Consider the following 22,035-nt stretch of genomic DNA (forward strand, 5'->3'; position numbering starts at 1 on the left):
CACAATGAAGCGCACGTTCGCAGCAGCGGCGGGAATCGCCGTCGTCGCAACACTGTCGCTCGCCGCCTGCAGCGGCGGCTCGGGCGACAGCGCCCCCTCGGAGTCGTCGGGTCCTGTGACCCTGACGCTCTCGGGCTGGAGCCTCGAGACGACGCCGGAGTTCCAGACGCTCGCCGACGCCTTCCACGAGAAGAACCCCGACGTCACCGTCGAGCTCAAGGAGTACGACCCGGCCAACTACAACACGCTGGTCACGGCGGACCTCGCCGCCGGCGTCGGCCCCGACATCATCACGCAGAAGGAGGTCAAGTACGTCACGACCTTCCAGGAGGGCGGTCAGCTGCTCGACGTCTCCGACGTGAAGCTGCCCGACGGCATCAGCGGCACCTCGTCGTACGAGGTCGACGGCACCGCCTACGGCGTGCCCTACCGCCAGGACTCGTGGGTGCTCTTCTACAACAAGGACCTCTTCGACAAGGCCGGCGTCGATTACCCCGACGGCTCGTGGACGTGGGACGACTACGACACGGCCGCCGCAGCGCTGAGCGAGGGCCTTGCCGGCGCCGGGAGCGCCGCCAAGGGCACCTACCAGCACCGCTGGCAGTCGACGGTCCAGGGCTTCGCGAACGCGCAGTCGAAGGGAGGCGACATCCTCAAGGGCGACTACGGCTACCTGAAGCCCTACTACGACCGCGTGCTCGCGCTGCAGAACGACGGGTCGCAGGTCGACTTCAACACCTCGAGCGCCAACCAGCTCACCTACCAGGGAGAGTTCGGCAAGCAGAACGCCGCCATGCTGCCCATGGGCACGTGGTACGTCGCGACGCTCATCGCGCAGCAGGCCTCGGGTGACGCCGACACCTTCAACTGGGGCATCGCGCCGATCCCGCAGCTGGACTCGAAGACGACCGGCACCGACAACACTCCCGTGACGTTCGGTGACCCGACCGGCTTCTCGATCAACGCCAACGTCGACAAGGCGAAGGTCGCCGCCGCGAAGGACTTCCTCGCGTTCGCCGCGAGCGAGGACGCCGCCAAGGCGCTCGCCGCGATCGGCATCACGCCGGCGCTCTTGAACGACTCCGTCGTCGACACGTACTTCTCGGTCAAGGGCGCGCCCACCGACGACCTCTCGAAGTTCGCGTTCTCGACCCACGAGACGAAGCCCGAGAACCCGACGTCGAGCAAGACGGCGGCGATCCAGGGCATCCTGGGCGACCTGCACACGGCCGTGATGTCGGGCTCCGACACCATCGACAACGCGATCAAGACCGCTGAGGACCGCGTCAAGAACGAGGTCGGTCTCGACTGACCGATCCGCGGGTGGCCGGGGGCGCGTGCGCACCCGGCCACCCCACCATCCCGCTTCCCCTCTGGAGGACCCCATGACGAGCCTCGTCGCCGACGACGTCGCCACCGCGGCGAAGCCGCCCGCCTCGCCCCGCAGACGACGGTCGAAGCTGGCGCTGCGCAACACGCTGATCGGCTGGAGCTTCATCCTCCCGAACTTCCTCGGGTTCGCGCTCCTGACCCTCGTGCCGGTCGTGACGCTCTTCTACATGTCGTTCACGAACTGGAATGTGTTCGGCAAGGCCGACTGGATCGGTCTCGCGAACTTCCAGCGCCTGCTCGGCGACGGCAGCTTCCGCATCTCCGTCGTCAACACCCTCTACTACTCGGTGATGCACATCCCGCTGACGATCGTCGTCTCGCTGGGCCTCGCGCTGCTGCTCAACAACAAGCTGCGCGGCATCGCCTTCTTCCGCACCGCCGCGTTCTTCCCCTACATCACCTCGATCGTCGCGATCGCGGTCGTGTGGAACCTGCTCTTCAGCCCCGACTACGGCCCGATCAACCAGATCCTGCGGTTCATCGGGGTGGACAACCCGCCCGGATGGCTCACCTCGGCGCAGTGGGCGATGCCCGCCGTCGTCATCGTCAGCACGTGGCGCGACATGGGCTACTACATGATCCTGTTCCTCGCGGGTCTCCAGACCGTTCCGCGCGAGCTGCACGAGGCGGCCCGCGTCGACGGCGCCAACGTGTTCCAGCGCTTCTTCAACGTGACGCTCCCGTGCCTGCGGCCGACGATGTTCTTCGTCACGGTCATGCTCACGATCAACTCGTTCAAGATCTTCGACCTCATCCTTGTGATGACGAACGGCGGCCCCGGACAGGCGACGCTCGTGCTGTCGCAGTTCATCTACAAGAAGGGCTTCGAGGAGAGCCAGTTCGGCTACGCGTCCGCCGCGGCCGTCGCCCTCTTCCTCATGTGCATCGTCGTCACGATCATCCAGTTCTTCTGGAACAAGCGGAGGAGCTACTGATGACCGCCGTGGAAAGCCCCCTCACCCGTCGTCAGCTGCAGCGCGTCGCGGAGGAGCAGTCGCCCCCGCCCGTCGACCGCACCACGCTGAGCCCGGGGCGGCGCATCGCCCGGATCGTGGGCTACGCGGTGCTCGTGATCGCCGCCATCGGGCTCCTCATGCCGTTCTTCTGGATGGTCATGAGCTCGCTCAAGTCGGCCAACGAGGTCTTCTCGGTACCCATCAAGTGGTTCCCCGAGACCTTCGTGTGGAGCAACTACGTCGACATCTGGACGCAGTCGAACATGCTCACGTGGATCCGCAACACGCTCGTGCTCGCGGTCGTCGTGACGTTCCTGCAGGTGCTCACGGGATCGTTCGCCGCCTACGGCTTCGCCAAGATGCGCTTCCCGGGGCGCGACGTGCTCTTCATCGTCTACATCGCGACGATCGCGGTGCCGTGGCAGTCGTACATGATCCCGCAGTTCATCCTGCTGTCGAACTTCAAGGTCTCGAACACGCTGTGGGCCATCATCCTGATCCAGGCGTTCGGCGCCTTCGGCGTCTTCCTGATGAAGCAGTACTACGAGACGATCCCGGAGGAGCTGTCCGAGGCGGCCCGGCTCGACGGTCTGAGCGAGTACGCGATCTGGCGGCGGATCATGCTGCCGCTGTCGATCCCGGCCCTCGCGAGCCTCACGCTGCTCACCTTCGTGAACACGTGGAACGACTACCTCGGACCGCTCATCTACCTGCGCAACCCCGACCTGTGGACGATCCAGCTGGGTCTCAAGAGCTTCGTGTCCAACCTCTACGACACGAACTACGCCCTTCTGTTCGCGGGCCTGACGATCTCGGTGATCCCGATCGCGATCATCTTCATGCTGGGCCAGCGCTTCTTCATCGAGGGCATCGCGACGAGCGGGATGAAGGGATGAACGCCCTCCGCCGCATCTCGCACGAGTCGTACGCGAACGTCTTCGGCGTCGTCTACCTCGGCCTCATGACGAACGCGCTGCTGCTCGCGGCATCCTTCCCGCTCGTCCTCCTGCTCGTGACGACCGACCCGGCGCGCTCCTGGCCGCTCCTCGCGGTCGCGGCGCCGCTCGCGGCCCCCGGGCTCACCGCGACGTTCACGGTGTTCCGCGCGCATGCGGCGGGCTCGACGACCGTCGCCCGGGATTTCGTCGGCGGCCTCCGCGCCACGTGGCGCCGGTCGCTCGCACTCGGCGCGATGCTGTCGACCCTCGTCGTCGTGCTGCTCGTCGATGTGCGGTTCTTCTCCGACTCCCCGTTCGCGGTCGTCGCGATCCCGGCCCTCGCGGTGCTGACGGTGCTCGCGATGGGGACGGGACTCCTCGCCTTCGTCGCGATCGCCGAGGACCCGCACGCCCGCCTGCGCGATCTGCTGCGTGCGAGCGCCTGGCTCGCGGTGCGGCGGTGGTACCTCTCGGCGGTCTCGCTGCTCGTGCTCGCGGCGCAGGCGACGCTGTTCGCGTCGCTCCCCGCCATCGCGATCGGCCTCACGGCGGCAGCCGCCCTCTACCTCGCGTGGGCGAACTCGCGCTTCACGCTCCGGCCCGTGCTCGCGATGGAAGACGCGCAGGCCGCCTGACCGGCGCACCGCGTCCCGAGCACTCCGACCGACACCGAAGAAGGAACACGACACCGATGACGACCACGCCCCCGACCCAGGAGCGGACCGCCGTGGCGGCGGAACCGGCCCTCGCCGGCGCCCTCGCCACCGTTCGCCGCAACATCGCCGCCTTCGGCGACGCCTACCCCGACGACACCACGACCGACGGGCGCTACCTGCTGCGTCCCGCCGACGGGATCTTCCCCGAGGGCGGCAACCGCGGCTGGACCACGAGCTTCTGGCCCGGGATGCAGTGGCTCGCGTACGAGCTGACGGGCGAGAGCGAGTTCCGGGATGCCGCCCTCCGCCACGCGGCCGACTTCGAGCGGCGTGTCCGCCAGGGCGAAGACCTCGACACGCACGACCTCGGCTTCCTCTACACGCTCGCCTCGGTCGCGCCGTGGCGCCTCCTGGGCGACGAGAGCGCGCGCGCGGCGGCGGTGCTCGCCGCCGACCATCTCATGGCGCGCTACCTCGAGCCGGCCGGAATCATCCAGGCGTGGGGCGACCTCAGCGACCCCGCTCAGCGCGGCCGCACCATCATCGACAGCCTCATGAACATGCCGCTCCTCACGTGGGCGTACGAGCAGACGGGCGAGGAGCGCTTCGCCGAGGCGGTGCGCCGGCACACGACCGAGCTGCGCGTGCACATCCTCCGCGAGGACGACTCCACCTTCCACACCTTCTACTGGGATGCCTCGACCGGCGAGCCGCTGCGCGGCGCGACCGAGCAGGGCGCCCACGATGACTCGTGCTGGGCCCGCGGGCAGGCCTGGGGTGTCTACGGATTCGCGCTCAACCACCGCGCGACCGGTGACGCCGCTCTCCTCGACGCTGCCTGGCGCTGCGCCGACTACTTCCTCGCGCACCTCCCCGCCGACGACGTGCCCTTCTGGGATCTCGTGTACCACGACGGCAGCGACGCGCCCCGCGACAGCTCGGCGGCGGCCATCGCCGTATGCGGGCTCTTCGAGCTCGCGGATCTCGAGCCGGGCACCGAGCGCGCCGGGCGCGCGACGAGGGCCGCCCACGCGATCCTCGACTCGCTTGTCGCCGGGTACACGCCCGAGCGGCCCGAGGCGTCGGACGCCCTGCTCCTGCACGGCGTCTACGACCTGCCGAAGGACAACGGCGTGGACGAGGGCAACCTGTGGGGCGACTACTTCTACCTCGAGGCCCTCACGCGCCGCGCGCTCCCGGGCTGGAAGCCGTACTGGTGAGGCTGGTCACCATCGGTACGGCCGACGGGCCGCGAGCGGCATCCATCGTCACGGATGCCGACGGCCACGACCGCGTCGTCGAACTGGCGGATGCCGCCGCCGACGTCGTGACGATCCTCGGCGATGCCGGGCTGCTGGCCGCCGTGCGGGCCGAAGCGGCGGCGCACGATCCCGCCAGGCTTCCCCGCCTCGACGACGTCGACCTGCTCGCCCCCGTCGTGCCCGGCAAGATCCTGTGCCTCGGATACAACTACCGCGGGCATGTGCCCGACGGCGTCGACCCGACCGCGAACGACCCGGAGTGGCCCGACGTCTTCGTCAAGACGCCCAATACGCTCGCCGGTCCTCGCGACGCCGTCGTGATCCCGCCCGATGCGACCGACGTCGACTACGAGGGCGAGGTCGCGGTCGTCATCGGGCGCCGGGCGCAGCGGGTCGCGCTCGACGATGCGCTCGACCACGTCGGCGGGTACACGATCCTCAACGACGTGTCCGATCGGGCGTGGCAGCGGCGGCAGAGCCAGTGGGCGCTCGGCAAGTGCTCCGACGGCTTCGCGCCGCTCGGCCCGTGGGTCGTCACGCCCGACGAGGTCGGCGACCCGCAGGACCTTCTCGTCGAGGTCGTGCGCGACGGCGTCGTGACGGTGTCGCAGTCGACGTCGACGACGATCTTCAGCGTCGCGTTCGTCATCCATCACCTCAGCCAGGTGCTGACCCTCGAGCCCGGCGACATCGTCTCGACGGGCACGCCGCAGAAACTCCCCGAGGCTCAGGAGGCGCATCGGCCGCTCGCCTATGGCGATGCCGTCACGGTCCGCGTCTCGCGGATCGGCGAGCTCACCACCCGATTCATCGCCGCTCCGGCGACGACCGCAGCCCAGGAGGCCGCCGCATGATCCTCGACTCGTTCCGCCTCGACGGCCGCGTCGCCCTCGTCACGGGCTCGAGCCGCGGCCTCGGGCAGGGTGCGGCGATCGCGCTTGCCGGGGCCGGGGCCGACATCGCGCTCATCGACCGCGGCGACCCCGCCGAGACGATCGCTGCGGTGGAGGCGCTCGGCCGTCGCGTCCACAGCGTGCGCCGCGACCTCATCGGGGCGGCCCCCGCCGACCTCTCCTCGGCGGTCGACGAGGTCGTCGCCGAGCTCGGACGCGTCGACATCCTCGTCAACAACGCCGGCACGATCCGCCGCGCCCCCGCCGCCGAGTACACGGCCGACGACTGGACCGACGTCCTGTCGGTCAACCTCGACGCCGTCTTCCACCTCTCGCAGGCGGCGGGCCGGCACATGATCGCACAGGGCCACGGGCGCATCATCAACGTCGCCTCGATGCTCTCGTTCCAGGGCGGCATCCTCGTGCCGGCGTACACGGCGTCCAAGCACGCCGTCGCAGGACTCACGAAGGCCCTCGCCAACGAGTGGGCCGCATCCGGCGTGACGGTCAACGCTATCGCGCCGGGCTATATGGCGACCGACAACACGGCGGCCCTTCGCGCCGACCTCGAGCGTGAGAAGTCGATCAAGGCCCGCATCCCCGCGGGCCGCTGGGGCACGCCCGCCGACCTGCAGGGCGCGTTCGTCTTCCTCGCCTCGGATGCCGCCGCCTACGTCACCGGCGCGATCATGCCGGTCGACGGCGGCTGGCTCGTCCGCTGACATCCCGAACCGCATACGAAACCAGGAGCGACATGGAACAGCGCTACGCGACCAACCCCGACCAGATCCCCGGCATGACGACGGCAGACCTTCGCGAGCGGTACCTCGTGCCCGAGATCTTCGTGCCCGGTGAGATCACCCTCGTCTACACGCACCACGACCGCATCGTGCTCGGCGGTGCGACGCCAGCCGGCGGCACGCTCGAGCTGACGGGATACCCCGAGATCCGCAGCGACCACTTCCTCGAGCACCGCGAGCTCGGCATCATCAACGTCGGCGGCACGGGAACGGTGACCGCCGACGGGGAGGTGTACACGCTCGTCAAAGGCGCATGCCTCTACCTCGGGCGCGGCATCCAGGCGGTGTCGTTCGCGGATGCCGGCGGTGAGTCGGGCGCGCAGTTCTACCTCTTTTCGGCACCGGCGCACACGACGTATCCGTCGGCGCTGGTGAACCCGGGCGATGGCACGGTGCGGGAGCTCGGCGACCAGGCGACCTCGAACCGCCGCACCCTGAACCAGTACATCCACGAGAACGGCGTGCGCTCGTGCCAGATCGTGATGGGTGTGACGCAGCTGCACGAGGGCTCGATGTGGAACACGATGCCCGCACACACGCACGACCGCCGCACGGAGTGCTACCTCTACTTCGACGTGCCCGAGGATGCCCGCGTCATCCACCTCCTCGGCGAGCGCGAGGAGACGCGTCACCTCGTCGTCGCCGACCGCCAGGCGATCATCTCGCCGAGCTGGTCGCTGCACTCCGGCGTCGGCACTGCCGCCTACTCCTTCATCTGGGCGATGGCGGGCGAGAACCAGGCTTTCGACGACATGGATGCCGCGCCCGTCACCGACCTGCGATGATCGGCCGATGACGAGATCGGGCATCCTGCTCGCCATCGGCGAGACGATGGCGATGGTCACGCCGGCGACAGCGGAGCGGCTCGCGGACGCCGTCGACTTCCGAGTGGATGCCGGCGGCGCCGAGTCCAACGTCGCGTCCCACGCCGCCTCCTTCGGCGTGGAGGCGCGGTGGTTCTCGAGCCTCGGCGACGATCCGCTCGGGCACCGCGTCGCGCGGCAGCTCGCCGAGCGGGGAGTCGACGTGTCGTCCGTCGAGTTCGATGCGCAGCATCCCACCGGCGTGTACTTCAAAGACCCCGGGCACGGCGTCCGGTACTACCGGGCAGGGTCGGCGGCGTCGCGGCTGTCGGCGGCAGACGTGGGGGCTGTCGACCTGCGCGGGGTCGCCGTGCTGCACGTCTCGGGCATCACGGCGGCGATCTCGGCCTCGGCAGCGGAGTTCCTCGACGCCGTCATCGCCCGCGCGCGGGCGGCGGGCGTGCTCGTGAGCTTCGACGTCAACCACCGGGCACCGCTGTGGTCGGCCGCCGACGCCGCGCCCGCGCTCCTCGCGCTCGCGCGTTCGGCCGACATCGTCTTCGTCGGCCGCGACGAGGCCGAGGTGCTCTGGGCGACGGCGGACGCGGCATCCATTCGCGCTCTTCTGCCCGATGTCGCCGAGCTCGTCGTGAAGGACGGCGACGTCGGCGCGACGGCGTTCACGGGGACCGACGCGACGTTCGCACCCGCGCTCGTCGTCGAGGTCGTCGAGGCCGTCGGGGCGGGGGATGCCTTCGCCGGCGGCTACCTGTCGGCGCTGCTCGAGGGCCTGCCGGTGCCCGAGCGCCTCGCCCGCGGCCACCGCCGCGCGGCCCTGACCCTCCAGACCACGAGCGACTCCGTCGACGAGAGGACCACCGCATGACCGACTTCGAGCAGATCTTCGGGCGCGTGCCCGTCATGGCCATCCTGCGGGGGATGGGCGTCGACCGCTCGGCCGCGCTGTCGAACACGGCGTGGGACCTCGGCATCGACTCCGTGGAGGTGCCGCTGCAGACCGACGAGGACGAGCGGGCGCTCCGCGAGGTCGTGCGCCTCGGCGCGGAGCGCGGAAAGCTCGTCGGTGCCGGCACGATCGTGCGCGTCGAGCAGGTCTCGCAGGCGCAGGCGGCCGGCGCGGCGTACCTCGTGTCGCCGGGCCTGGACCCGGCCGTCGTGCGGGCGGCTCAGGATGCCGGCATCCCGATCCTCCCCGGAGTCGCGACGCCCAGCGAGGTCCAGCTCGCGCTGTCGCTGGGGCTCACGTGGCTCAAGGCGTTCCCGGCGACCTGGCTCGGCGCGGAGTGGTTCGGCCACATCCGCGGGCCGTTCCCGCAGGCGACGTTCGTCGCGACGGGCGGGATCAACGCCTCGAACGCCGCGGAGTTCCTGGATGCCGGCGTGCGCGTCGTCGCCGTCGGCTCGGCCCTCGAGGACGCCTCCCAGCTCGAGCGTCTCGCGGAGCTCCTCGCCTCCCGCTGACCGCACAAGAGGGCCGAGGCCGAAGCTCCTCGAACGTCGGTGTCGACCCCTCGACAAGCTCGGGGACCGAGGTGCGGGTAGCCCGCGGTGGATCGGCATGGATGCTGCGTGCCCGCGGCGCCGCAACGTCGGTGATGACCACAGCGTCGGGCGGGATGCGGCCGTGCCGTCCGACGCTGTGCGGATCTCCGACGGTGTGGTGCGCGGGGTCGCGGGCCGCGAGGCTCGACCCGGCGGCGCGCGGCCGCCACAACGTCGGTGATCACCAGTTTGTCGGGCGAAATGGGGCGGTGCGGTCCGGCGCTGTGCGGATCTCCGACGGTGTGGTGCGCGGGGTCGCGCGCCGCGAGGCTCGACCCGGCGGCGCGCGGCCGCCACAACGTCGGTGATCACCAGTTTGTCGGGCGGGATGGGGCCGTGCGGTCCGGCGTTACGCGGATCTCCGACGGGACGAGAGCGCCGAGGGCGAAGCTCCTCGAACGTCGGTGTCGACCCCTTGACAAGCTCGGGGACCGAGGTGCGGGGTGGCCGACGGCGGATCGGCATGGATGCTGCGTGCCCGCGCCGCCGCAACGTCGGTGTCGACCCCTCGACAAGCTCGGGGACCTGAGGTGCGGGGTAGCCCGCGGCGAATCGGCATGAATGCTGCGCGCCCGCGCCGCCGCAACGTCGGTGTCGACCCCTCGACAAGCTCGGGGACCGAGGTGCGGGGTCGCTCGTCCCCCACCGGGTCGGTGAGGTTCGCGGTTGCCCGCCCGCCCGGTCGCTGAGCTTGTCGAAGCGTCGAACGTCGACCCCTCGACAAGCTCGGGTGCGGGGTCAGGCGGGGCCGGTCGACTCGCGGGGGTGGAGGACGGGCAGCACGTACGTGCGCTGCACGGGGCGCCGGGCGCCGTCGGTGAGGCGTGCGACCATCGTCTCGACCGCGAGCCGCCCGACGTGCTGCTTGGGCGGGCGGAGGGCCGTGATCGGGGGCTCCGCGCTCTCGGCGACCTCGTCGTCGTAGGCGATGATCGCGAGGTCGGCGGGGATCGCCCACCCGTGGTCGCGCGCGTACTGCTGCACGAGCACGGCCTGCGGGTCGGAGTGGATGAGCAGGCCCGTCGTCGACGTCGCTCGGCACTGCTCGAGCAGATCGGCGATGACCGCTTCGCGGGACTCGCCGTCCATCGCGTCGAGGGTCGCCTCGACGTCGACGGGGCATTCGAGGCCCAGGTCGGCGGTCGCGCGCTCCCAGCCGCCGCGCAGCTGCCACGACGTGGGGGAGCCGGCGGAGGTGAGGATGCCGACCCGGCGGTGGCCGAGCGAGGCGAGGTGGTCGGCGGCGAGCGATCCCCCGAAGACATGGTCGGTCGTGACCCACTCGAGGCTCGTGAGGGCGAGTGCGGACGGTGCGCGGCGCTCGGCGAGCACGACCGGTATCGGCAGCGATTCGAGCCAGTGCAGGAAGGCCCGTCCGTCGGGGCCGAGGGTCTCGGGGGCCGCGATAAGGCCGTGGAGGCTCCCCGACTCGACGAGCGATGCGATCTGCCGCCGCTGGTCGTCGACGGAGTAGCTCGCACCGCGAAGGACGAGCTGCACGCCCTGCTCGGTCGCCGCCGCGCGGGCGCCGACGATGATGTGCGGCCAGTAGTAGCTCAGCGACGGCGTGACCATCCCGACGCGGAAGCGGATGGGGGCGACCGCGGTGGATGCCAACGGCACCGTCGTGTCGAGGCGGCTCCGCAGCGTCGCGCCGCCGTGGACGCGCGTGAGGAGGCCGCGATCGGCGAGGTGGCTGATGTCGCGGCGGATCGTCAGCTCGGCGACGCCGAGGTCGCGCGCGAGGTCGGCGACGCGCACGGCGCCGGTGCGCCGCAGTTCGTCGAGGATCCGCTCCCTGCGCGACAGGCCGAACGGAGCAGGGTCACCGGGTTCCATCGCGCTCAGGCTAGCCGCTCGTTCGAAAGCAATCAATACTGAACGAACATGTTCGTTTTGTTCCACAGTTCGCGGTAACACGGCACAATCGCGCTGTGGGGCACATCGTTGCGCCTCAGAAGCAGAACGGAGAGCGCTGATGTCGGAGGCAAGGATGCCTCGTCCGAAGGACGATCGGAATTCACGACGGATGCGGGGCACGCTGGCGGTGGCGCTGAGCGCCGCCGTCATCGCCGCGCCGCTCGCGGTGCCCATCGCGGCACAGGCCGCGGGCGCCGACTCGGTCACCGTGACGGTCGACGGCGCCGATGTCGCGGCCGCGGCCCAGAACAGGAACGGCCTGACCTTCAAGGGGTTCGGCGTGCTCTCCGCCAACTCGACGAGCGCTCTGCTCCTCGACTACAAGTCGCAGCATCCCGACAAGTACTGGGAGCTCATCGAGACCCTGTTCGGCGGCGATCACCCGATCATGAACACGGTCAAGATCGAGATGGGCAACGACCGCAACACCTCGACGGGTCCCAACGCCTCGTCGATGCGCTCGCGCGACGAGTACCCCAACGTGCTGCGCGAGCCCGGCTTCCAGCTCGCCGCCGATGCGCAGAAGGTCGCGCACGGCGACATCCACCTGAGCCTCCTGCGCTGGAACCGCCCGACGTGGGTCACGAGCAGCGCCGACCAGTACATCTGGTTCAAGAACACGGTGCTCGCGGCGTACCGCGAGTACGGCGTGATGGTCGACTCGATCAACCCCGACACCAACGAGACGGGCACCCCCGACCAGCAGCTCTACAAGGACTTCGCCGGCTGGGTGAGCGCCGACACGAAGGGCTACGAGGGCGCGACCGCCGGTGACCCGAACAACGGCTTCAAGACCGCCGACGAGAAGCGGCTCTTCACCGGCATCGAGACGATCGCGGCCGACACGGTGGGCACTCCGCCCGTCGCCTTCGGCAACGCGATGACCTCGGCGACCGATTCGTCGCTGCGCGACGCCGTCGACATCGTCGGCTTCCACTACTCGAGCGCCGACGACAGCGCTGGCAACATGAAGAAGATCGCCGAGCAGCTCGACAAGGAGGTCTGGAACTCCGAGGGCCAGTCGACCTTCTCGAGCTCGGCCGACCGCCCGAACAACAACGCGAGCGACGAGCAGGGCGGCTTCGGCACGCAGTTCGGCGGCACCAACTCCGCGCTCGAGATGGGCAACTGGATCACGACCGGCTTCACCGCCTCGCGCCGCACGATGAACATCTTCCAGCCGGCGATCGGATCGTTCTACGACGGCTTCCAGTACTCCTCCAAGGAGCTCGTCAACGCCCGCGACCCGTGGTCCGGCTGGATGTACTACGACGGCGGCCTCGCGGTGCTCGAGCAGTTCACGCAGTTCGCCAAGCTCGGGTGGGAGAACACCGACAACACCGCCGGCATCTGGCGCGCCATCCCGAAGGCATCCGGCAGCGAGCTCGGCACGGGCAACCCGCCGAGCGGCGCCCGCGCGGGCGGTGCGTCGTACACGACGCTCGCCGCGCCGGACAAGTCGGACTTCTCGACCGTCATCGTCAACGACTCGAAGTTCACCAAGACGTACAAGATCACGGCGAAGAACCTGAGCCTCGGCTCGGACGACACGGTCGAACTGTGGGAGACCCGCGCCGCCGACGCCGGCGAGGCGTACGACGCGAACTACCTGCAGCCCGTCGGTGAGATCAGCCCCGACGGCACGGGCACGTACACCGTCACGGTCAAGCCGTGGTCGACCCTCACCGCGACGACCCTCGACCAGGCGACGAAGGCGGCTGACGGCACGCTCACCGCGAAGGCCGGCAACGGCAGCAAGCTGCCCACGTCCCCGGAGTACACCGCCCCCGACGGCGGCCGCGATGTGCTCGACACCGACGCGAGCGGCAACGTCAACGGCGTCACGAACGACGCGACGCTCTACGCCGACGACTTCGACTACCGCGGCCTCGCGAACATCGAGGGCTACGACCCCGCGACGGGTCAGCTCGTCGACTCGGGTCAGTCCTTCCTCGATGCGCGCGGCAACAAGGCCAAGCCCGCCGGCACGCCGAGCGTGCAGGCCGAGGACAACGGCGCGACCCCGCGCTACACGAACGACACCAACGGCGCGTTCGAGTCGGTGGCGACTCAGGATGCCGCGCACGGCCGGGTCCTGCGTCAGCAGGTCGGCCCCGGCATGGCCGGCAGCGCCTGGAACGCCGGAGACCCGAAGACGACGATCGGCGACTACCGCTGGGCGAACTACACGGTCTCCAGCGACGTGCTGTTCGAGGCATCCGGAACCCAGTACGCCACCATCGGCGCACGCGAGCAGGGCGGCACGGCAAACGGCCAGAGCGTCTCGGCCGCCGAGCTGAAGGTCGATGCGACCGGCGCCTGGACGTTCATGCGCTTCGGCGCGACGCTGTCGAGCGGCGCCGCCCCCGCGGGCTTCAAGGCTGGTGCCGGCGTCTGGAACAACCTCGCCGTCACGGTCGCTGGCTCGGTCTACAGCGCCTCGATCAACGGCGTCCAGGTCGCGACGTACACCGACCCGACGCCGCAGGCGACGGGCCGCATCCAGCTCGGTTCGAGCTTCAGCTTCGTCCAGTTCGACAACCTGAAGGTCACGACCGTGCCCGGCTACACGCCGTACTACTCCGACGTCATCGACGGCATGCACCAGACCAGCTGGGCGAACCGGTCGACGAAGATCCTGAGCTTCGACGCCAACTGGAGCCACGTCAACGGTCAGGGCATGTTCGAGTGGCAGCGCAGCGCCTCGAAGAGCACCGCGAAGGGCGCGGCTCTCACCTACGCCTTCACCGGCACGGGCCTCGACATCATCGGCACGAACACCGGCACCCCGACGCTCGATGTGATCGTCGACGGCGTGCAGGTCGTGGCATCCGCCCCCACCTACAACGCCGGAAGCGAGCGGACCGCGTTCATGCTGCGGGGCCTTGCGAACGCCGCGCACACCGTGGTCATCAAGACGGCGAACGCGGACTCGATCAACGTCGACGCCGTGGGCGTGGTCAAGGCCGGTGCCGATGCGACCAAGGTCGACACGACCGCGCTCGCGGCTGCCGTGCAGTCGGTGAAGGGGCTCGCGCAGAGCGAGTACAGCCCCGATACGTGGACGGTGTTCGCCGCTGTCCTCGCCGACGCGAAGGCCGCCGTCGCCGACCCCGTCTCGTACGGACTCGACGCCGAGGGCGCGGCCGCGCTGACGGGGCGCCTCAAGACGGCTGCCGATCGGCTCACGCCGGTCGACGTCAGCGTCGACGTGATCGATCTCGGCATCGTCTCGATCACGTCGCGCGACCGCGCGCTCCCCGCGCACCTGACCCTCGCCGGCGCGGACTCCGCCGTCACGTGGAGCCTCGGCGCGACCGACGCCGCGAAGACGACGGCCGAGCTCGGGACGTTCGCCGCGACGGGTCGCTCGACGCAGAAGAACGCGTCCGGCCTCTACCAGCGGTTCAGCGCGACCGTGCTCGTGGTGCCGCCGGACCTGACGTACTTCATCGACTCGGGCTCGTCGGGTGCGGCGGCCGGCTCGGCCTACGCGGGCGTCAAGAGCGCCTTCCCGGGCCTTGCCAACGCGACAGCGGACCAGAAATGGGACGGCACGACTGCGGGCTCGACGTGGGGCTACTCCACGACGGCGACAACGACCGCTGCCGGCACCCCGGCCGACTGGGGATCGTCGTACCTCGCCGCTGACTTCAACAAGCCGATCACGTACCACCTGACCCTCCCGGCCGGCACGTACAGCCTGGTCGGCGTGCAGGCGCCGCGGGCGGGGCTCACGACGAACGTGTACTCGACCGTCAAGGGTGCCGGCATCACGACCGCGACGAAGACGGCCACCTCGACCGGCACGGCGACGCCCGTCGCCCAGACTGTGACGCTGGATGCGACGACCGTCGTCGACCTCGAGTTCGGAACGAACGGCACGAGCGGCTACAACGCCCGTCTCGCCCTGGTGTACGTGCAGAGCCTGCCGCGCGACCTCGGCGTCGTCGGCGCGCTCCGCACGGCCGACGCCCTGCCGGGATCGGTCGACATCAAGGGCTCGGCGACGCCGGTGACCTGGGATGCCGCGTCCGCCGCGCAGCCGCGCGCCGAGTACGCGAAGCTGACGGTCACCGGCAAGGTGACGGCGACCGGCAGCCCGATCGTCGCGTCGTTCGAGATCATCCCGGCGAACCTCGTCTACTACATCGACTCGGGCACCGGCAGCGTGGACTCGCCGCAGTACACGGCCGTCAAGAAGGCCGTGCCGGCGCTGCGCAACGACAAGGTCGACCAGGTCTCGACGACAGCCGATCAGTGGGGCTACGTGTCCGACGGCATGAAGGTCAAGAGCACGACCGACATCAACGACAAGTACTCGACGGGTCTGTACCAGGACACGACGAAGCTCGTCTACCGTCTGCCTCTCGCTGCCGGCACGTACACCCTGACGGGCGGCTTCACGGAGTGGTGGAACCTGAGCCGCACGATGAACCAGACCGTCTCGGCCGGCGGGGTCGAGCTCGCGAAGGGCAACGTGCCCCTCTCCGGCTCGAACACGCCGCTCACCGCCCCGCTCACGTTCACCCTCGCGGCGCCGGCCACGGTCGAGTACGTCGTGACGAACGAGGGCGCGGGCGGCGAGAAGCCCGTCATCTCCTGGCTCGCCGTCACCGACGTCACCCCGCCGGCGCCGAAGGCCGACCTCACGGTCACGAAGCGCTGCGTCGCGGGCAAGCTCGTCCTCGGCGTGGGCGTCGCGAACACGGGGGATGCGGCGCTCAAGGGCACGGTCACCTCGGCGTGGGGCACGGGAACCGTCGACCTCGCGGCCGGGCGCTCGACGAGCTTCGCCTTCACGACGAAGGCGGTCGCGGTGCCGGCCGGCTCGGTCACGCTCACGACGACCGATGCGGCCACGGGTCGCCAGCTCACCAAGACCACGACGTACGGAGCACTGACATGCGAGTGAGAGCCATCGCGCTCGGAGTGATCGGCGTCCTCGTGGCGTCGACGCTGGCCGCGGCATCCACCCCCGCCCTCGCCCTGCCGGGGAGTAGCGCCACGGCGGCCGTCGCGACCGACCCCGCCGACGGCGTGCCGCGCACCTCGCCGGCACCGGTCTACGACGACTATCAGGCGCTGGCGGATCCCGGGGCGAGCGCCTCGGGGTACTTCCAGCCGTACTGGTACGACACGCAGGGGCGGCACATCCAGGCGCACGGCGGCCAGATCGTGACGACCGAGGAGAACGGCCAGACCGTCTACTACTGGTACGGCGAGGACCGCACGAACGGCTACTACGGGAGCCCCGGCGTCGCGGTCTACCGCTCGACCGACACCTACAACTGGGAGAACCTCGGCGACGCCCTCCGCGGAGTGTCGGACAACGCCCAGCTGACGACCGACCCGTACTTCGTGAACCTGTACGGGACGCTCGACGGCGCCGGGCAGCCGAAGACCGACCTCGTGCAGTCGCTGTCGTACTACCTCAACACCGACCAGAACTGGACCTACACGGCGATCTTCGAGCGCCCGAAGGTGCTCTACAACGCCACGACCGACAAGTGGGTCATGTGGTGGCACGCCGACGGGCGCACGTCGGCGGGCGGGTCGATGTACGCGCGGTCGATGGCGGCGGTCGCCGTCGCCGACAGCCCCGCGGGCCCCTTCAAGATGACGGGCGCCTACCGGATGTACAACCGGGCGAACTACCAGGCCTGCACGACGAGTGCGGTTCCGGGGCAGGCGCGTGACATGACGGTGTTCCAGGATGCCGACGGCACGGCGTACATCGTCTACTCGTCCGAGGAGAACAACTCGCTGTACGTCGCGAAGCTCGACGACGACTACACCAACGTCGAGCACACCACCTCGACCGACCCGGTGCGCGCGGGATCGTTCGGCGGGACGGCGGGCTACACGTTCCAGTACTCCGAGAGCGGTCGGTACCCGCACCTGTTCGCGGACGGCACGGCCGACGCGCCGGTGCGCGGCACCGACTTCCAGATCGTGAAGGAGTGCGGCCACCTCGAGGCGCCCGCCGTGTTCACGCACGGCGGCAAGTACTACGCGCTGGCCTCGGGCGCGACGGGCTGGGCACCCAACCCGCAGACGTACTACAGCGCCGACGACATCCTGGGCAGCTGGATCCGCGGCGTGCAGGCGAACGACCCGTACGAGAACGTCTCGTACAGCTCCATCCCGGAGGGCGGCGACGGCCTCCTCTCGGTCGGCGACGCACGGCGCACGACGTTCGGCTCGCAGTCGACGAACGTGCTGACCCTCGGCGACGGCAGGTACGTCTACATGGGCGATCGCTGGAACGACGGCAAGTCCGACTCGACGTACGTCTGGCTGCCGATCACGGTCGCGGCCAACGGCGCCCTCGAGATGCGCAACCCGGCGACCGAGGACCCGGCACGCTGGAGCGGCGGCTGGGGACCCTCGTACTGGGACGACAAGGGTGCGGGCGGCAAGATCTGGACCGTCTCGGATGCCGCGATCCCGTCCGCCGTGCGCCTCGGATCGTCGGCGTCGAATGCCCTCCCCGCCACCCTTCCCGTGACGGTCGACGGTCAGACACGCGACGTGGCGGTGACGTGGGATGCCTCGTTCACGACCCTCGGCACGGCGATGATCACGGGCGTCCTGGCCGGCGACGGCGACTTCGAGCCCGGCCGGCGCGTGACCCGCACGGTCGACGTGTGGGACTACGGCGTCGCGAACATCGCACCCGCTGCGACCGTCACGGCGTCGAGCCGCTCGGACCTAGCCCGCACGGTTGTCGACCTCAACGTCAAAGGCAAGGGCTGGGACGACTGGCTCTCCGGCGGCGTGTACCCGAAGAACAGCTGGCTCGCGTTCGACTGGACGTCGGCGCAGCGTCCCCGCACGGTCGTCGTGCACACGTACCGCGACGGCACGGCCTCCTGGCCGTCGACCGTGAAGGTGCAGTACAAGGCGAACGGCGCGTGGGTCGACACCCAGGTGAGCGCGACGCTCGACCAGACCGTCACGGTCGCGCCCGTCGCGACGCTCGACGCCTCGAGCCTGCCGGCGACGACCGGCATCCGCGTCCAGCTGCAGACCGCGACGAACGTGTGGCAGTCGATCTCGGAGGTGCAGATCTGGGGCGACGCGTCGCAGGGCGGCAACGTCTGCCGCGTGCCGGGGGCGAGCGTGTCGGCGACCTTCTCGCAGACCGATTACTCCGTGTTCCCCGCGACGAACGCGTGCGACGGATCGACGACCACGCCGTGGTCGACGTGGGCGAGCGCGGGCGGCCCGAGCTCGGTGGGCTTCACGCTCGCGACGGGCACGGCGTACCAGGTGTCGGGCTTCTCGTTCACGAACAGCGAGGGGTCGCCGAAGACGGTGAGCGCGAGCTACCGCGGCGTCGACGGCGTGTGGCGGGACACGACCGCACAGGCCGTGCCGGTCGCACCCGCGGGCGCGCAGACGTCGGCGAGCTTCACCCCGGTCGTCGCGACGGCCGTGCGGCTCACGTTCGCGACGCCCTCGACGTACCTGAAGATCCCGGAGATCTCGGTGACGGGCACGCTCGCCGCCGCGCCGCCGGCCCTTCCGGTGGTGGAGTCGTCCGTCGAGCAGCGGTGCGTCGCAGGGAAGGTCGTGCTCGCCGTCACGGTGGCCAACGTCGACGACGCCCCGCTCGCGATCGACGTCGCGTCGTCGTACGGAGCGAAGTCGTTCACGGCGGTGCCGCCGGGCAGGACCGTGTCGGTCGCGCTGTCGACGAAGCAGGCGCAGCTCACGGCGGGAAGCGTGCAGATCACAGCCGACGACGGGGCCGGCAAGGCCGTGTCGCCGGTCGCGTATCCCGCGAAGAGCTGCGGGTAGGCATCCGCGCGCGCCACAGCGTCTGAGATCGCGGCAGCGTCGGAGGGAATCGCCGCGAGGCGTCCGACGCTGTGGTGATCTCCGACGACGCGGCGGAGGGGCATGGTCGCAGGCGCCCTCGGGTGAAGTCAATCCCCGAGGGCGCCGCGCCGTTCGCCCCGTACCGTCTCCGGACCCCTTCGCGCGCGAAGGGCTGCGGCCGCCGCCGGCGGCCTGCGAACCGGACGGAATGGAGCAGGGCAATGTTCTTCCACAAGCAGGAGCTGCAGTTCGCGGCGACCCCCGAGAGGCCTGACGCGATCTTCGCGCGGCGGATGCAGGAGGTGCTCGGCGGCCAGTACGGCGAGATCACCGTCGCCATGCAGTACGGGTTCCAGGCCTGGAACGCGCACATCCCGGGGAAGTACCGCGATCTGCTGTACGGCATCGGCGCCGAGGAGTTCGGGCACGTCGAGATGCTCGCCATCATGATCGCCCAGCTGCTCGAGAAGGCGCCCGTGGAGCAGTCCGAGGCGGCCGCTGCGTCGGATCCCGTGCTCGGCGCGGTGATCGGCGGGATGGACGTGCAGGCCGCGATCGTGGCCGGTGCGGGCGTGCGGCCGGTCGACAGCAACGGCAATCCGTGGCAGGGGTCGTACGTGACGGCATCCGGCAACCTGCTCGCCGACTTCATGTCGAATGCGAACGCCGAGATGCAGGGGCGGCTGCAGGTCGCCCGGATCTACGAGATGACCGACGACCACGGGGTGCGCGAGCTGCTGTCGTTCCTCCTCGCGCGGGACACGATGCACCAGAACCAGTGGCTGCGCGCCGTGCAAGAGCTGCGCGACGAGGGTGTCGAGGATCTGCCCGTGCCGTCCAACTTCCCGCTCTCGAACGAGAAGCGCGAGGTCGCCTACGACTACATCAACTTCTCCGACGGCGCGCACGCCGCCGACGGCGGGTGGGCCGCCGGGCCGACGCCCGACGGCAAGGGCGAGTTCCGCTACCTCGACGCCCCCGACACGTCGGCCCCCATGCCGCCCGTGACTACCCCCGACCCGCGGTTCTTCGGCACCGACGCCAAGCCCAACCTGCTCGACAAGGCGACCGGCGTCGTCAAGGACAAGCTCGGCGAGAAGTAGCCGGAGACGAAGGGATGCCGCGACCCGGCCGGTCGCGGCATCCCTTCGTCCGTCCTTGGAGTTCCTACTTGATCGAGCCCCGCGTGACGCCGGAGATGACCCAGCGCTGGCTGAAGATGTAGACGATCAGGAGCGGCGCCATCGCCATGAGGTACGAGGCGAACGCCACGGTGTAGTCGGTGTTGAACTGCCCCTGGAAGACGTACTGCGCGAGGGTCAGCGTCCGGGACGAGGGATCGGTCAGCACGACGAGCGGCATGATGAAGTCGTTCCACGCCCACACGCACGTGAGGATGCCGACGGTGGCGTTCATCGGCGTGAGCAGCGGGAAGATCACCGACCAGAAGACGCGCCACGTGCTCGCACCGTCGATCCTGGCCGCCTCTTCGAGCTCGATCGGGATCGATCGGATGTAGGCGGTGTAGATGAAGATGTTCAGCGACAGCCCGTACACGGTGTACAGGATGATCAGGCCCGCCTGATTGTCGAGGCCGAGGAGCGCGGTCTGCTTGACGAGCGGCAGCATGATGATCGGGAACGGGATGAACAGCGCCGCCAGCAGGTAGAAGAACACGCCCTTGAAGAACGGCCGGTGGATGTTGCGCGCGATCGCGTAGGCGACGATCGAGCTCGTGAGGAGCGTGAAGGCCACCGCGCCCACCGTGATGATCGCGGTGTTCACGAGCGCCTGCGGGAAGTTCGTCCGCTGCCAGGCCTCGGCGAAGTTGGCCCAGTTCACCGGGTTCGGCCATTCGAACCCGGTGCCCTCCGTGAGCTGGTCGGGGGTCTTGAGGGCGACGACGACCGCGAGGTAGAGGGGGATCAGGACGGTGAGGGAGCAGACGGCGATGAGCGCGGTCGCCCACCAGTTCGTCTTGCGGGTGTCGAGGTCCTCCGGTCGCCGGCGGAGCACCCGCCGTCGAGGTTCCACAGCCTCGGCGGGCTGCTCGAACTGGATCGAAGTGTTGGTCGTGGTGGTCATCAGAAATCGGCCTCTCTGCGCTGAAGGACCCGGAACTGCAGGAGCGAGACGATCGTGATCACGATGAAGAAGACCACGGCGTTCGCGGATTGATAGGCGAACTCTCCACCGGAGAACCCGCCGCGGAAGATGAGCAGCGTCACGGACTCCGTCGCGGTGCCGGGACCGCCGTTGGTGAGGGCGACGACCTGCTCGAACACCTGGAGGAAGCCCTTGAGGCTCAGCACGATGTTGATCGTGAAGAAGGCGCTGATGAGCGGGAAGGTGATCGACCAGAACTGCCGGCCGGCGCTTGCGCCGTCGATCGACGCCGCCTCGTACAGCTCCCCAGGGATGGTCTGGAGCCCGGAGAGATAGATGATGATCGCGAACGCGCACGCCTGCCAGACGCCGAGGCCGACGATGGCCGTCCACGCCCACGTCTCGTTCGTCAGGATGTTGTCGGCGAACAGCGGGATGCCCGACAGGATCTTCGGCAGCGAGTTCGAGAAGAAGAACTGGAACACGTACCCGATGACGAGGATCGCGAGGACGTAGGGGACGAAGTAGACCCCGCGCCAGAGGTTGCGGGCCTTGATCTTCGCGTTGAGCCCCAGCGCGATCGCGAGCGAAATGACGTTGGTCAGGATCGTCGCGACTATGGCGAACAGGAAGGAGAACCCGTAGGCGTGGAGGACGCGGTCGTCCTTGAACAGATTGATGTAGTTCGACAGCCCGATGAAGTTCCAGTCGCCGTAGCCCGGGTAGTTCGTGAAGCTGAAGAAGATGCCGATGATGACCGGCAGGGTGTGGAAGAAGGCGAAGGCGATGACCGCCGGCCACACCATCCAGTAGTAGGCGCTCGGCGCCCGTTTCGTCGTGGTCCGGGTGCGGGTCGCGCGCTTCTTCGCGGCGCCTCCCGTCGACGAGGCGCGCACGGCCTCCGTCATGGTCGTCATGA

The 22,035-nt window shown here is 69.6% G+C and carries 16 protein-coding genes; 13 read left to right on the forward strand and 3 right to left on the reverse strand.

Features of this window, described 5'->3' with window-relative positions; all coding sequences use genetic code 11:
* Nucleotides 1-4 precede the first annotated feature (4 nt).
* The 10 genes from AAIB33_RS18270 (at nucleotide 5) to AAIB33_RS18315 (ending at nucleotide 9,182) form a co-directional block, all read left to right on the forward strand.
* On the forward strand, nucleotides 5-1,312 hold the full coding sequence (locus AAIB33_RS18270) for an extracellular solute-binding protein (protein WP_345801380.1): 1,308 nt from the start codon (nucleotides 5-7) through the stop codon (nucleotides 1,310-1,312).
* Between the two features lie 73 nt (nucleotides 1,313-1,385).
* The gene (locus AAIB33_RS18275; RefSeq protein ID WP_345801381.1) at nucleotides 1,386-2,327 is read left to right on the forward strand and encodes a sugar ABC transporter permease; all 942 of its coding nucleotides are present in this window, start codon (nucleotides 1,386-1,388) and stop codon (nucleotides 2,325-2,327) included.
* Complete coding sequence (locus tag AAIB33_RS18280) at nucleotides 2,327-3,244, forward strand: carbohydrate ABC transporter permease (RefSeq protein WP_345801382.1); 918 nt, start codon at nucleotides 2,327-2,329, stop codon at nucleotides 3,242-3,244. Before AAIB33_RS18275 ends, AAIB33_RS18280 begins: the two co-directional genes overlap by 1 nt.
* The gene (locus AAIB33_RS18285) at nucleotides 3,241-3,921 is read left to right on the forward strand and encodes a ferredoxin-NADPH reductase (RefSeq protein ID WP_345801383.1); all 681 of its coding nucleotides are present in this window, start codon (nucleotides 3,241-3,243) and stop codon (nucleotides 3,919-3,921) included. Before AAIB33_RS18280 ends, AAIB33_RS18285 begins: the two co-directional genes overlap by 4 nt.
* Nucleotides 3,922-3,977: 56 nt before the next feature.
* The gene (locus tag AAIB33_RS18290; RefSeq protein ID WP_345801384.1) at nucleotides 3,978-5,162 is read left to right on the forward strand and encodes a glycoside hydrolase family 88 protein; all 1,185 of its coding nucleotides are present in this window, start codon (nucleotides 3,978-3,980) and stop codon (nucleotides 5,160-5,162) included.
* Nucleotides 5,159-6,058, forward strand: coding sequence for a fumarylacetoacetate hydrolase family protein (locus AAIB33_RS18295; protein ID WP_345801385.1), 900 nt, complete (start codon nucleotides 5,159-5,161; stop codon nucleotides 6,056-6,058). Before AAIB33_RS18290 ends, AAIB33_RS18295 begins: the two co-directional genes overlap by 4 nt.
* The gene (kduD, locus tag AAIB33_RS18300) at nucleotides 6,055-6,819 is read left to right on the forward strand and encodes a 2-dehydro-3-deoxy-D-gluconate 5-dehydrogenase KduD (protein WP_345801386.1); all 765 of its coding nucleotides are present in this window, start codon (nucleotides 6,055-6,057) and stop codon (nucleotides 6,817-6,819) included. The genes AAIB33_RS18295 and kduD overlap by 4 nt, the downstream gene beginning before the upstream one ends.
* 32 nt (nucleotides 6,820-6,851) lie before the next feature.
* Nucleotides 6,852-7,682, forward strand: a complete 831-nt coding sequence (gene kduI / locus AAIB33_RS18305) for a 5-dehydro-4-deoxy-D-glucuronate isomerase (RefSeq protein WP_345801387.1) — start codon at nucleotides 6,852-6,854, stop codon at nucleotides 7,680-7,682.
* 7 nt (nucleotides 7,683-7,689) lie between these two features.
* Complete coding sequence (locus tag AAIB33_RS18310; RefSeq protein WP_345801388.1) at nucleotides 7,690-8,586, forward strand: sugar kinase; 897 nt, start codon at nucleotides 7,690-7,692, stop codon at nucleotides 8,584-8,586.
* On the forward strand, nucleotides 8,583-9,182 hold the full coding sequence (locus AAIB33_RS18315; protein ID WP_345801389.1) for a bifunctional 4-hydroxy-2-oxoglutarate aldolase/2-dehydro-3-deoxy-phosphogluconate aldolase: 600 nt from the start codon (nucleotides 8,583-8,585) through the stop codon (nucleotides 9,180-9,182). Before AAIB33_RS18310 ends, AAIB33_RS18315 begins: the two co-directional genes overlap by 4 nt.
* An 819-nt stretch (nucleotides 9,183-10,001) precedes the next feature.
* Here AAIB33_RS18315 and AAIB33_RS18320 read toward each other — a convergent pair.
* Nucleotides 10,002-11,102 (reverse strand): substrate-binding domain-containing protein, encoded by a 1,101-nt coding sequence (locus AAIB33_RS18320; RefSeq protein WP_345801390.1) that lies wholly within the window; start codon nucleotides 11,100-11,102, stop codon nucleotides 10,002-10,004.
* A gap of 190 nt (nucleotides 11,103-11,292) precedes the next feature.
* Here AAIB33_RS18320 and AAIB33_RS18325 point away from each other — a divergent pair, with 190 nt between their 5' ends.
* The 3 genes from AAIB33_RS18325 to AAIB33_RS18335 all read left to right on the forward strand — a co-directional run bounded on the left by AAIB33_RS18325 (nucleotide 11,293) and on the right by AAIB33_RS18335 (nucleotide 20,113).
* Nucleotides 11,293-16,098 (forward strand): family 16 glycoside hydrolase, encoded by a 4,806-nt coding sequence (locus AAIB33_RS18325; RefSeq protein ID WP_345801391.1) that lies wholly within the window; start codon nucleotides 11,293-11,295, stop codon nucleotides 16,096-16,098.
* The gene (locus tag AAIB33_RS18330) at nucleotides 16,089-18,989 is read left to right on the forward strand and encodes a glycoside hydrolase family 43 protein (RefSeq protein WP_345801392.1); all 2,901 of its coding nucleotides are present in this window, start codon (nucleotides 16,089-16,091) and stop codon (nucleotides 18,987-18,989) included. Before AAIB33_RS18325 ends, AAIB33_RS18330 begins: the two co-directional genes overlap by 10 nt.
* 242 nt (nucleotides 18,990-19,231) lie before the next feature.
* Nucleotides 19,232-20,113 carry a manganese catalase family protein gene (locus AAIB33_RS18335; protein ID WP_345801393.1) on the forward strand — a complete coding sequence of 294 codons (882 nt, stop codon included), beginning with the start codon at nucleotides 19,232-19,234 and terminating at the stop codon, nucleotides 20,111-20,113.
* A gap of 64 nt (nucleotides 20,114-20,177) precedes the next feature.
* Here the strand turns inward: AAIB33_RS18335 and AAIB33_RS18340 are convergent, their stop codons facing one another.
* Together AAIB33_RS18340 and AAIB33_RS18345 are read right to left on the reverse strand one after the other, a co-directional pair.
* The gene (locus tag AAIB33_RS18340; RefSeq protein WP_345801394.1) at nucleotides 20,178-21,095 is read right to left on the reverse strand and encodes a carbohydrate ABC transporter permease; all 918 of its coding nucleotides are present in this window, start codon (nucleotides 21,093-21,095) and stop codon (nucleotides 20,178-20,180) included.
* Nucleotides 21,095-22,033: a sugar ABC transporter permease gene (locus tag AAIB33_RS18345; RefSeq protein ID WP_345801395.1), complete on the reverse strand. Its 939-nt coding sequence runs from the start codon at nucleotides 22,031-22,033 to the stop codon at nucleotides 21,095-21,097. The genes AAIB33_RS18340 and AAIB33_RS18345 overlap by 1 nt, the downstream gene beginning before the upstream one ends.
* Nucleotides 22,034-22,035 lie beyond the last annotated feature (2 nt).

The organism is Microbacterium sp. AZCO (genome assembly GCF_039614715.1).
GTDB lineage: Bacteria > Actinomycetota > Actinomycetes > Actinomycetales > Microbacteriaceae > Microbacterium.

Bases quoted from the DNA above. Each gene is read 5' to 3' on its own strand.
- AAIB33_RS18270 (WP_345801380.1), top strand. From the start codon at position 5: ATGAAGCGCACGTTCGCAGCAGCGGCGGGAATCGCCGTCGTCGCAACA.
- AAIB33_RS18275 (WP_345801381.1), top strand. From the start codon at position 1,386: ATGACGAGCCTCGTCGCCGACGACGTCGCCACCGCGGCGAAGCCGCCC.
- AAIB33_RS18280 (WP_345801382.1), top strand. From the start codon at position 2,327: ATGACCGCCGTGGAAAGCCCCCTCACCCGTCGTCAGCTGCAGCGCGTC.
- AAIB33_RS18285 (WP_345801383.1), top strand. From the start codon at position 3,241: ATGAACGCCCTCCGCCGCATCTCGCACGAGTCGTACGCGAACGTCTTC.
- AAIB33_RS18290 (WP_345801384.1), top strand. From the start codon at position 3,978: ATGACGACCACGCCCCCGACCCAGGAGCGGACCGCCGTGGCGGCGGAA.
- kduD (WP_345801386.1), top strand. From the start codon at position 6,055: ATGATCCTCGACTCGTTCCGCCTCGACGGCCGCGTCGCCCTCGTCACG.
- kduI (WP_345801387.1), top strand. From the start codon at position 6,852: ATGGAACAGCGCTACGCGACCAACCCCGACCAGATCCCCGGCATGACG.
- AAIB33_RS18310 (WP_345801388.1), top strand. From the start codon at position 7,690: ATGACGAGATCGGGCATCCTGCTCGCCATCGGCGAGACGATGGCGATG.
- AAIB33_RS18315 (WP_345801389.1), top strand. From the start codon at position 8,583: ATGACCGACTTCGAGCAGATCTTCGGGCGCGTGCCCGTCATGGCCATC.
- AAIB33_RS18320 (WP_345801390.1), bottom strand. From the start codon at position 11,102: ATGGAACCCGGTGACCCTGCTCCGTTCGGCCTGTCGCGCAGGGAGCGG.
- AAIB33_RS18325 (WP_345801391.1), top strand. From the start codon at position 11,293: ATGCGGGGCACGCTGGCGGTGGCGCTGAGCGCCGCCGTCATCGCCGCG.
- AAIB33_RS18330 (WP_345801392.1), top strand. From the start codon at position 16,089: ATGCGAGTGAGAGCCATCGCGCTCGGAGTGATCGGCGTCCTCGTGGCG.
- AAIB33_RS18335 (WP_345801393.1), top strand. From the start codon at position 19,232: ATGTTCTTCCACAAGCAGGAGCTGCAGTTCGCGGCGACCCCCGAGAGG.
- AAIB33_RS18340 (WP_345801394.1), bottom strand. From the start codon at position 21,095: ATGACCACCACGACCAACACTTCGATCCAGTTCGAGCAGCCCGCCGAG.
- AAIB33_RS18345 (WP_345801395.1), bottom strand. From the start codon at position 22,033: ATGACGACCATGACGGAGGCCGTGCGCGCCTCGTCGACGGGAGGCGCC.